The sequence below is a fragment of the Bacillus sp. J33 genome (genome assembly GCF_000518885.1).
GTDB lineage: Bacteria > Bacillota > Bacilli > Bacillales > Cytobacillaceae > Cytobacillus.
The window spans coordinates 22,450-33,793 of sequence record NZ_KI912518.1 but is presented as its reverse complement, the minus strand read 5'-3'; the positions used below and the strand labels follow the sequence as shown (position 1 = coordinate 33,793).

General features: G+C 45.3%; 9 protein-coding genes. 1 reads left to right on the top strand and 8 read right to left on the bottom strand.

Going from position 1 to position 11,344, the window contains the following annotated elements:
• Positions 1 to 282: 282 nt before the first annotated feature.
• Positions 283 to 1,389 (bottom strand): zinc-binding dehydrogenase, encoded by a 1,107-nt coding sequence (locus L634_RS0129430; RefSeq protein WP_157452483.1) that lies wholly within the window; start codon positions 1,387 to 1,389, stop codon positions 283 to 285.
• A 515-nt stretch (positions 1,390 to 1,904) separates the two neighbouring features.
• Between L634_RS0129430 and L634_RS0129425 the strand changes: the two genes are divergently transcribed.
• Positions 1,905 to 2,252, top strand: a complete 348-nt coding sequence (locus L634_RS0129425; RefSeq protein ID WP_026585447.1) for a hypothetical protein — start codon at positions 1,905 to 1,907, stop codon at positions 2,250 to 2,252.
• Positions 2,253 to 2,260: 8 nt separating this feature from the next.
• Here L634_RS0129425 and L634_RS0129420 read toward each other — a convergent pair whose 3' ends face one another.
• The 7 genes from L634_RS0129420 to L634_RS0129390 all read right to left on the bottom strand — a co-directional run bounded on the left by L634_RS0129420 (position 2,261) and on the right by L634_RS0129390 (position 11,344).
• Positions 2,261 to 2,536, bottom strand: a complete 276-nt coding sequence (locus L634_RS0129420) for a hypothetical protein (RefSeq protein ID WP_026585446.1) — start codon at positions 2,534 to 2,536, stop codon at positions 2,261 to 2,263.
• A 150-nt stretch (positions 2,537 to 2,686) separates the two neighbouring features.
• Positions 2,687 to 3,514 carry a glycerophosphodiester phosphodiesterase gene (locus L634_RS0129415; protein WP_026585445.1) on the bottom strand — a complete coding sequence of 276 codons (828 nt, stop codon included), beginning with the start codon at positions 3,512 to 3,514 and terminating at the stop codon, positions 2,687 to 2,689.
• A gap of 206 nt (positions 3,515 to 3,720) precedes the next feature.
• Complete coding sequence (locus L634_RS0129410) at positions 3,721 to 5,178, bottom strand: CoA-acylating methylmalonate-semialdehyde dehydrogenase (RefSeq protein WP_026585444.1); 1,458 nt, start codon at positions 5,176 to 5,178, stop codon at positions 3,721 to 3,723.
• A gap of 37 nt (positions 5,179 to 5,215) precedes the next feature.
• Positions 5,216 to 6,568, bottom strand: a complete 1,353-nt coding sequence (locus L634_RS0129405) for a GntP family permease (protein ID WP_026585443.1) — start codon at positions 6,566 to 6,568, stop codon at positions 5,216 to 5,218.
• Between the two features lie 14 nt (positions 6,569 to 6,582).
• Positions 6,583 to 7,779: an iron-containing alcohol dehydrogenase gene (locus L634_RS0129400; RefSeq protein WP_026585442.1), complete on the bottom strand. Its 1,197-nt coding sequence runs from the start codon at positions 7,777 to 7,779 to the stop codon at positions 6,583 to 6,585.
• Between the two features lie 152 nt (positions 7,780 to 7,931).
• Positions 7,932 to 9,740, bottom strand: a complete 1,809-nt coding sequence (locus L634_RS0129395) for a sigma-54-dependent Fis family transcriptional regulator (RefSeq protein ID WP_026585441.1) — start codon at positions 9,738 to 9,740, stop codon at positions 7,932 to 7,934.
• Between the two features lie 293 nt (positions 9,741 to 10,033).
• The gene (locus L634_RS0129390) at positions 10,034 to 11,344 is read right to left on the bottom strand and encodes a GntP family permease (RefSeq protein WP_026585440.1); all 1,311 of its coding nucleotides are present in this window, start codon (positions 11,342 to 11,344) and stop codon (positions 10,034 to 10,036) included.

The following is an 11,344-nucleotide window of genomic DNA, read 5'->3' as shown; positions in this document are numbered from 1 at the left end:
ATGACGACCTTTTTTCTCAGACTCACTTCATTTCCGGCTTCATAAACCATTTATGACGACCTTTTTCCTCAGGCTCACTTCATTTCCGGCTTTATGAACCCTTTATGACGACCTTTTTTTCTCAGGCTCACTTCATTTCCGCTTTGACCTGCACTCCCCAATGGACAATGAATCTGGATCCTTAAATAAACACCGCCGAAGAAAGCGGATTCATTTTTTCAATGATTACACGCCTTCCGCTTTGAATTTGACAGCGCAACTTAAGTGGATTCTATTACTCTCTTAATTTTCCGCAGCTACCCTAACCGGCAGTACAATTGACGCACGCGTTACTTCCCTTGAAGCAGACTTATCGAGTGCTTCCTGGATATTATCAAATTCAAATTCGCCATCCATCATATTGGCAAACGGGTATTTGTCGATATTCCTGGAAAGGAATTGCAGAGCCTTATCCAAATACCATGGGTCATAGCGTACGATTGCTTTAATCTCAATCGACTTTCGTGTCAGCAAGCCAGGATCAAAGTCTGTATACTTTCCTGGAGATACATTTCCAATCGTGATATACTTTCCGCCGCTTCTTACCAAATGGATTCCTTCATGGAAGGCAGCTGGAACACCGCTTAATTCGATTCCTGTGTCTGCCCCAAGTCCATTTGTCAGTTCGCGGACGGCTGCCGCTCTTTTTTCCGCTGTATCGTACTCGGCAATGCTAATCGTATGGTCAGCACCGAACTTTTTAGCCATTTCTAACCTGGACTCCACAGCATCAATGATAATGACAGAGGCCCCTTTTTCCTTTGCCACCGCCGTAGCGTTTAACCCGAGCCCGCCTGCACCTTGAATAACAAGGGTATCGCCATAAGAAATACCTGATTTATCTAGGCCAAAGTAAACCTGTGACAAAGCACAGTTTGCACTGGCGGCTGCAATATCAGGAACATTGTCAGGAACTTTATAAAAGAACATATCAGGGTGGATATAATAGTGGGAAGCGAATGTGCCATGGAAATGAGGCGCTTCCTCAGGATCTTTATTCCAGAAATTATAAGCGCTTTCACAAAGGTGGAAATGGCCTTTTAAACACATATTGCACTTACGGCAGGTAAGGTAATAGACCGTTGCTACCCGGTCGCCTTCTTTAATTGGCCGGCCGGCAAAGTCCGTTGTGACACCTTCACCAAGCTTCTCTACAACCCCAACCATTTCATGGCCCAATACACCTTTTCTCTTGGTTGGATGCTCTCCCCGCCAAATATGTAATTCAGACCCGCATACATTCGTACGAGTTACCCGCAGCAAAACCGCTCCTTTTTCCGGTTCAGGCAAATCATACTCGCGAAACTCCATCTTCATCGGTTCAACCATTACAGCAACTTTCCCTTTCATTAAAAAATCCCCTTTCTTCATATGAATGTTTAAACTATCTTTAATTAATGCAAGTACCATGCCAACAGGAAATATTAGGAATAATGGGATTTTGGATACGATCAGCGTTGCAAAAATACAATATATTTAAAATATTCAGAAATAAATATTTGGCAAAATGTTATGGTACAGGCGTTTAACAAGGCTGTTGCACAAATGCAACACCTGTTGCGAAAGTACAACCACCTGGTAACCATAGAAGACGTATTTATAAAAAAACTTTGTTTATAGTTATATCAGTCCGTTCTAACCTTTAAGTAAAAGTTTCATATAAAGAGGATTAGCTTTTTTAGTGAAATTCTTTTTCTATGTAAATGTTTTTACTCAGATTTAATGTGTTTTTCAATCCGATTAAGGTTTAGTAAAAGTCTAGTAATTCGACACATTCTTTCAAGAGCTTGTTTATATAATACTTGTGAAATCAAAGAAAGGAGGGCAGGCTTTTTTAAAACTATAATTCTTGGAGGGAATAACTTATGTTAAACAAATCTTTATTCAAAAAAATAATCCCCTTATTGCTTGCTGCACCCTTAGCCGCATGCGGATTCTTGCCAGGTCAGGAAACCGAAATGGAAACCGAAATGGAAGAACCTGTGAATAATGATATTAACACTGAGGAAGAACCCGTAAATGGAGAAGTTGACAATCCTGAAGATGAAGAGACCAATACGGAAAACCCCCAAGACGATTCTGAAAATATGGACGAAAGCACAAATACCGATCCTGCAGCTGAAGAAGATGGAACTCAGCAATCAGAGGAAACAACTGAATTAGAGGAATCAGCAGAATCAGAAGATACTTCCGGTTCCACTGATGGTAATTAATCATAAAACTAGGAACGAGTAAACCAGTTGGCATACTTAAATTGATGAAAAACATAATATTCTTCGGTTGATTTCATAATAGAGGAACTGGGATACAGTTGGCTGCAGCTGTATCCCTTTTCTTTAAGCTCTGTTAAACTAGCCTGTTGTTTCCGCTCCAGGAGCTCAAGCTGTCCGCGGGCGGTCTGACGCTCTCCAGCACATTCGTGCCTGCGGGATCTCCCTTTAACACGCTCTTCCCTCAGCGGAAACAGCGGGAAAAATGTAAATGTAAAAACAGCCATTTATAAGCGAGCCTAAATTTAACAATACTAAGCACCTTGAGTAAACTATTGCCAACAAAAAAAAGAACCTGTGCCGGGTTTAACTGGTACAGGTTCCTTTGGAATTTTAATCGTTTACTATTTGCCCTTAGCAAGCATAATAGAAGCTTATTAATTTCTTGGGTCTACATAATCCGGATAATCTGTAATAATAGCATCGACATCCATACTTAATAGAAAATCAGCTGCTTCCTGGCTGCGCACTGTCCATGAAGAAATTTTCATCCCTAGTGAATGTACTTGATCAACTAAATCTTTCGTAACAATTCCGTAGTGAGGGTTAAAATAATCAGCGTAAGCGGAAAATTCTTTTAATGCCTGCTCTGATGTATCAGTAATAGAAGAAGTAAGAACCCCAATTGGCACCTTTGGAAGGAGCTCATTCATTTTTTTCATGGATTCAAAGTTAAATGATTGGATAATAATTTTTTCATTTTGCGGGTGATCAAGATTACGCTCTTTTAATTCCTGTGCAACACTTTCTTCCATGCCAGGATAGAGTTCCGGAGCCTTTAACTCTATTAAAATGCCAACTTTTCCGTGATAACGGTCAAGGATTTCTTCAAATGTCGGGATTTTTTCACCTTTAAATTGCTCCCCCATAAAACTGCCTGCATCCAGAGCCCTCAATTGTTCCAGCGTTAATTCCTTCACTTTGCCTGTGCCATCAGTTGTCCGATCCACGGTGGTATCATGAATGATGACCAATTCTCCATCCTTGCTTCTTTGAACATCAATTTCAATATAGTCCGCTTTCATTTCCACTGCTTTGTCAAAAGCAGCGATTGTGTTTTCCGGAGCGTACCCGGCTGCACCGCGATGGGCTACATTATCCACTTTTCTCAGTTCTCCGGTTGATTCTGCAGCAAAAGCCTGGTGAAACGGGCTGAATAATAAAGTTAGCGCAAAGCCCATTCCCAGAAATGCTTTCTTCTTCATTTTTTCATCTCCAATACTAAATTATTTTTACAATATTAATTGTATCGATGGATTATTTATCTTCTGTTTCATGTATGTAAAAGTAGTTTGAGTTTTTATTTATTTTGATAAATCAGATTAAGAGGGAGTCAGGCATAACCAATATTGGAAGCCAAATAAAAAAGGTCACCCGTCATGGACAGGTGACCTTTTGGTTTTATAAAGTTTTACCAGCGTGCAGTCAGCATCTTTCTCCTCGTATAGAATTCCACTCCATCTGTTCCGTTGGCATGGAGGTCGCCATAGAAGGAGTTTTTCCAGCCGGAGAATGGGAAGAATGCCATTGGCGCAGGGACACCGATGTTGACGCCGAGCATGCCGACTTCGATGTTTTCTCTAAAGTAACGGACATTGGCGCCGCTTTGCGTGAATAGGCATGCGCCGTTTCCGAAATCGGATTTGTTTGTCAGCTCGATCGCTTCTTCCAGGCTCTTCACACGAACGATGGAAAGAACAGGTGCAAAGATTTCTTCCTTCCAGATTTTCATGGATGGGTCAACATTGTCAAAAATCGTTGGCCCGATGAAGTATCCGTTTTCGCGGTAAGCTTCGTCTTTTCGGCCATCGCGGACAAGGGAAGCTCCTTCTTTTTCGCCAATTTCAATATAGCTGCTTGTGCGTTCCTTATTCTCCTGGCGGATAACTGGTCCCAGGAAGACATCTTCATCTAATCCGTTTCCAATTGTCAGCTGGTTTGCCTGCTCATTCAGTTTCGCCACAAGCTCATCAGCAATGGAGTCAACAGCTACAACAACAGAGCATGCCATGCATCTTTCACCTGCTGAGCCATAAGCGGCAGCAATAATTTCTTTGACTGCGCCATCAAGGTCTGCATCTGGCATAACGATGGAGTGATTCTTTGCTCCAGCCAGCGCCTGAACGCGTTTTCCGTTTGCTGTTGCGGATTTGTAGATATACTCGGCAACAGGCTGGGAGCCAACGAATGAAATAGCCGGTACATCTTTATGATCGATCAGGCTGTTTACTACATCATGGGCACCATGGACGATATTGAATACACCAGCCGGCAGGCCTGCTTCTGTGAAGAGCTCAGCCAGGCGGTTGGCAAGGATTGGCGTTCTTTCAGATGGCTTTAATACGAATGTATTTCCGCACGCAATCGCAAGCGGGAACATCCAGCAAGGAACCATCATTGGGAAGTTGAAAGGAGTGATCCCGCCAATTACACCAACAGGATAGCGGTACATGCCTGATTCAATATTGGTCGCAATGTCCGGAAGCTGCTTGCCCATCATAAGGGATGGAGCGCCTGCAGCAAATTCCACACATTCAATTCCGCGCTGAACCTCGCCATATGCTTCTTTATAGTTTTTGCCGTTCTCCTGCGTAATTAACTTTGCAAGCTCATCCCAGTTATCTACTAATAGCTGCTGATATTTAAATAGAATTCTGGCTCTCTTTGGAACTGGCGTTTTGCTCCAGATTTTAAAAGCTTCTTTGGCTGCCTGTACAGCTTTATCGACATCTTCGCGAGTGGAAATTGGTGTCCGTGCAAGCTCCTCGCCCGTTGCCGGATTCGGCACCACTTCGAATTTATCAGTATTGGCATCCACCCATTCACCGTTTATAAAGTTTTTCAAAACCTTTGTTGTTGTCGTTGTCATCAGTAAAAACTCCTTTCAAAATTAGAAATCCAGCTTTTTAAAAAATCGAATATAAGATTACTGCCAGGAATAATATAACCGTTGGCATTGCTACACTCAAAATAAAAATAGGCCAGTAGGCGCGTTTGTGGGTTTCCCCGCATATCGCCCGGATCGTAGTGACGACATATCCATTATGAGGAAGTGAATCCAATCCGCCTGAAGCAAGTGCTGAAATCCGGTGCATTGCACCAGGGTCCAGACCTTGGGCCATATACATTGGCGACAGAATGGGAAGGGCAATCCCCAGTCCGCCTGATGCTGATCCGGTAATCCCGCAAATAAGCGTTACGGCTATTGCCAGTCCCATGAGCGGGGGCCCCGGGATATTAACCAAAGCATCCACGAATGCATCAAATGCTGCAACCTGGGCAGCGACACTTCCAAACCCTACTACTGCACACGTATTGGCCGCGGCTACTAAAGCATCCTGGGCCCCCTTTGCAAGTGCTTCCCAGAATCCAACCAAATATTTAATCATTAATACACATGCCAGAACGATTCCGCTGGTCAGGGAAATCAATGCAGCAGCCGTTGAAGAAGTGAAGTTGGCAGCCGTATTCAGAATCGCAATCACAGCAGCCAGCGGCAATATTGCCAAAATCACATGCGGATATTCTTTCCCGGCTGGAGCAGCGTCCGGCTTCTGCATAGCTACTTCTCCCTCAAGCGCTGCGGCTGTTTCATTTGCAGCACTTGACGGCTGATTTGGCAAGGAAAATACCTCCCCATTTTGCACTGCTTTTTTTACCATTCTGCTGAGTAATATACCGCCTGTCACCATGATCAGCAGTGCCATTAACACCCCAATAACTCCGCCGGCAGTCGGCTTCGTTCCGAAAAACTCGGTCGGAATCAAGTTTTGAATTTCCGGTGAACCTGGCGCTGTCATCGTAAAGGAGATCGATCCAAACACTAGTGCTGCCGGGATAAAACGATGCGGCAGGTTGGCCACTTTAAATAAGGAAACCGCTATGGGGTAAACGGCAAAGCCTACAACAAATAAACTGACACCGCCATATGTCATAACCGCCGCTGCAGCTACGACGGCAAATACTGCTCTTGAAGGCCCCAGCGTATCCTTGACCCAATTCGCAATACTGTCAGCCGCCTTGGTTACCTGCATGATTTTCCCGAAAGTCGCTCCCAGCAAAAAGATTAGGAACCACGAGTAAAAGTAATTCGTAAAGCCTGTCATATAGTGTTCTGTCAGGGCAGTTTCAAGATTTAATCCCCCTGCAAGAGCCACTACTACGGCACTAATAATAGCGGCAATAATGATATTAATGCCCTTCATTGTCAGGTACATTAAAAGAAGCAATGAGGCAATTAACCCAAGCATTCCAATCATTTATATGTCCTCCGTTATACTTTCTCTGCTTCAGAGGAAAACTGATACCCATAGCAAACGTGGTAAAGCTCTTCCAGTTCGCTTTGGGTTGGCACTCTTGGGTTGTTGCCGGGGCTGCCGCTGTCGATTGCGTCCGCTGCCATTTTTCCAACAGCATTCTTAAACGCTTCCTCGTCAATTCCCCATCCTCTTAAGTTAGGAATATTTAATTTCAGGCACAGATCCTTAACAGACTGTACGGCAATCCCAGCCGCTTCTTCGTTGGAAAGGTTTTCATTATCAGGCTGGAAAATCCTCCCGATATCAGCCAGCCGATCTACACATGCCTCCTGGCTGAATTCCAATACTGCCGGCAAAAGCATGGCATTTGAGATACCGTGCGGCACGTGGAATAAAGCCCCGATCGGGCGGCTCATTCCATGCACAAGGCAAACAGAAGCATTTGAAAATGCCATTCCAGCCTGCAGCGATCCCAGGCTCATCGCCTCGCGGGCATCAACATTTTCACCATCATTGTAAGCGGTTAAAATATTTGCCACAATCAATTTCATAGCTGATATAGCCATCGTGTCTGTCATTGGATGCGCCTTTTTGGATAAATACGCTTCAACTGCATGGCTTAGCGCGTCCACTCCTGTTGCAGATGTAACATTTTTCGGTGAAGAAATGGTTAGAAGCGGGTCCACAATGGCCACACTCGGCATGAATGCCGGCTGCTTGATCATCATTTTGACATCATTGGCTGAGTTCGTGATGACCGTTACATCTGTCGCCTCAGAGCCTGTTCCCGCTGTCGTCGGAATCGCGATATGAGGTACCGGTGCATTCTGGGCCAGTTTCTTTCCTCCCATATAATCGCCGATATAGCCGCCATTAGTTGCGAGAACCGCGATGGCCTTTGCCGTATCAATACAGCTGCCGCCGCCTACTGAGATGACCAGGTCACATTGTTCTTTTTGGAAAAGCGCCAATGCTTCTGCTGCATACTCATCAGTCGGCTCGGAAGCTACTCCAAGATAAATCTCGCTCTGCACGCCAGCTTCTTGAAGATACGTTCTGCATTCACTTACATATCCAAGCTGATCCATTATTTTATCACTGATTATTAATGCCTTTTTCCCTCTCAGTGCCGCTTCAGCCCCAACTCTTTCGGAAGAGCCTCGCCCATAAAAAATCGCTTCCGGCACCCGGAAAACTGCTGGTTTCTCCATTGAACATTCCACCCCTTTTGTTCTGTCACTGCTTATACTTGCAAGGAGCGTGCCAACTTTGAAATCCTGTCATATCAGTGTTTTATGTTTTCGGAAGTGTAGCCGCTACACTACAGTTGTAGATTTTTTGTAGCAAAACCACTACACTTTATTCACGTTATTCCATGTTTTTTCAGCTTTTGGTAGAGGGTAGTACGATGGATCCCCAGTAAATCGGCAGCCTTCGATTTATTCCCGCCTGCCTTTCTTAGTGCATCCATAATTAATTCCGACTCTCTTTGGTTCCCAAGAAGCCTGGCTTCTTCAATCGATCCGGCTGCTGATGGGGTTTCCTTCACTTTTTGAATAGACGGTTCTGGCCTTTTCAGCGTATCCGGCAAATGATGATAGTCAATGACCTTCCCATCCACAAGTGTCACAAGCTGCTCAATTGTATTCACCATCTCGCGAATATTCCCTCTCCATGGATGCTGAACAAAAGCGTTCACAGCCTCGGATGTAAATAATTTTCCTGGCACCTGGTACCGTTCACAAATTTCCCTCAGATAATGGACCAGCAGGATGGGGATATCCTTTTTCCGTTCATGCAATGGCGGAATATGGAGCTGGATGATGTTCAGCCGATAGTATAAATCCTCCCGAAATTCGCCTTCTTCAATCATTTGCTTAAGGTCACGGTTTGTCGCTGCAATGACTCTTACATTAATTTGATATTTATTCACGCTGCCGACACGTTCAGCTTCTTTTTCCTGAAGAACCCGCAGCAGCTTTGTTTGCATGACAAGCGGCATTTCCCCAATTTCATCGAGAAAAATCGTGCCGTTGTCTGCCAGTTCGAATTTCCCCGGTTTGCCGCCTTTTTTCGCTCCGGTAAATGCGCCTTCTTCATAGCCAAACAGCTCGGATTCAAATAAATGCTCAGGAATGGCTCCGCAGTTTACACTAATGAACGGCCCGGTCGAAAATGGGCTGAGGTGGTGGATGCTTTTCGCAAACATCTCTTTTCCTGTTCCGCTTTCCCCTGTTATCAGAACTGTAGCCGCGGTTCTTGCCGCCTTCCGTGCGAGCCGCTTAACCTTCGTGATTCCCTCACTTGTCCCAATGATTTGATCAAGGGTAACCCGGCTGTCGCTTTCCTTTTTCTTCGTTAAAAAATCCGGCTTTCCTGTTTGATTTTCCTGCAGCTTTTCGTAGATTTTATAAACCTCGGTTACCCCTTCAAAAATCAGCATTCCAATAGCGCCCGCTATCCGGCCTCCCTTCCAGATCGGAATCCGATGGACCACCATGTCATGCCCCTGAATGTTTTGCAGAACCCCGCGTTCAGCAATCCCGGTTTTCACGGTCTCATGGAGATGCGTGTTATCAATTACCTCTGTCACATGCCTTCCAATGGCATCCTCCCGTTTTATTCCGGTAAAACGGCTATACGCCTCATTGAATTCCTGCAGGATGCCATTCTCATCAACAACAGCTATCCCCTCATAGGCACTTTCCAAAATGGCGCCTAGAGCACCGGCAGAATTATGCTGCTGCTTCAGCTTATAAATATACTTGGACAGGCCATCAAGAATATCCCTCGCTGTCAGGATGCCAAGCAGCTTTCCATCTTGATCCATAACAGGAAGCTGATCATACGGAAGCGAAAACACATCAAGAATGGAATCATCAGGGCGGACAGCAGCCAGATTTGCTTTCGGTATGCTGCCAATCAATGTATCTCCCCCATTGCCCTGCGCAAAATAGTTAAGCAGCTTTCTCGATGTAATCATCCCGACTAAACGGTTTGTATCATCTACAACAGGCAAGCTGTCCAGGCGAAGCTGCACCATCATTTTTGAAGCATCCCTTAATGTCTGCCCCGGCTGAATGCAATATGGGCTTGGAGTCATCCAGTTTTTCACATGAAATAGCTCGTCACTGTGTAAATCCTGCTTCTTTTCAGATATGGATTGGGGCATATGGATCCCTCCATCAGTCTTAATTTTCTAAATTATAACATTATTTGAAAGCGGCAAAAACTGGCGGCAATTGACAAGGGGTATATCTAAAAATAGGGGCAGCTCCACCTAAATTTTCAAATAAATACTCTGCAAAATTTGGCCTGTGCTGATTTCCTATCCAGGCACTCGCCTTCCGCTGCCGCTCCGGGAGCCTCACCTTCCGCTCGCAAGCAAAGCAACAAAGACCTTTAGCACACAGTAACAAAGAAAGACAGAGAGCATTCCCCCCTCTGTCTTTCTGCCAAAGCATTTTAGAAAATCGAGAACAGCACAACGGCCAGAATAACACCAAGTATCGGCACAACAACCGTCAATGCACCAAATGCCGGGTATGCATCCTTATGGGATTCACCCGCAATCGCACGAATCGTCGTAACAACGTATCCGCCATGCGGCAGAGAATCAATCGATCCGGAAGAAATCGCCACAACACGGTGAAGTTCATCTGCATTGACACCCATATCCAGGTAATGCGGGGCCAGCAAAGGCAGGGCAATCGATTGGCCGCCGGATGCCGAACCCGTCAGCCCGGCAATAACGGAAACAGCGAGCGCTCCCCCGATTAGCGGGCTTCCTGGAATGCTTGTCATGACATCAACTGCATTCGCAAACGCAGGAGTTGCTTTTGCCACACCGCCAAAGCCTACAACCGCGGATGTATTGGCAATCGCGATCAATGCGCCGATTGTTCCTTCAGATACCGCTCCCCAGGCATTCGCAAAATATTTGCGGTTAAGAAAATAAGTGGCAATACAGCCGCTCAGCAAGGCAATAATAAGAGCTGACTGAGCCAATGAATCATGGAAAATAAATGAGATGACAAGGACGACCAGGAGCGGAATCATGCTTAGCAAAGGGCTTGGCAGATTTTCTCGGATCAGAGTAGAATCTGTTTCCCTTGCCTCAAACTTTTCTCCGCTGCGGACGGCCTTATTGATCATCTTCTTCAGCCACCAGTAACCAAATACCATCATAAAGACCGCAACAATCAAACTCACTTCCCAGCCGGCATATGGAGAAGTCCCCAGGAACTCAATCGGAATCCAGTTCTGGATTTCCGGAGAACCGGCTGATGTCATGGTAAACGTAGTCGAACCGAAGGCAAGAGCTGCCGGTATGAACCTTCTTGGCAGGTTGGCTTCCTTAAATAGGCTCAGCGCCATCGGATAAACGGAGAACGCCACGACAAACAAACTCACGCCGCCATAAGTTAAGACCGCACAGGCAATGACAACAGCTAATGCTGCCCGTTTCATGCCGATTTTTTCGATTATCCATTTGGAAACGCTGTCTGCTGCCCCGCTGTCTTCCATTAATTTTCCGAAAATGGCACCAAACAGGAACATCAAATACCAGGATGTGATAAATCCTGCAAACCCGTCCATATAGTTCGTCAGAAAATTGGCTTCATCCTCCCCTGCCAGCTGCGGAAAAATTGGCAATCCGCTGAATATTGCCACAATAAATGCCGCAAGAGGGGCTGCCAGCAGCAGATTCATTCCCCTCATCGTCAGATAGATGAGAAGCCCGATCCCCCCAAGTAATCCAATCATACTTAGCAT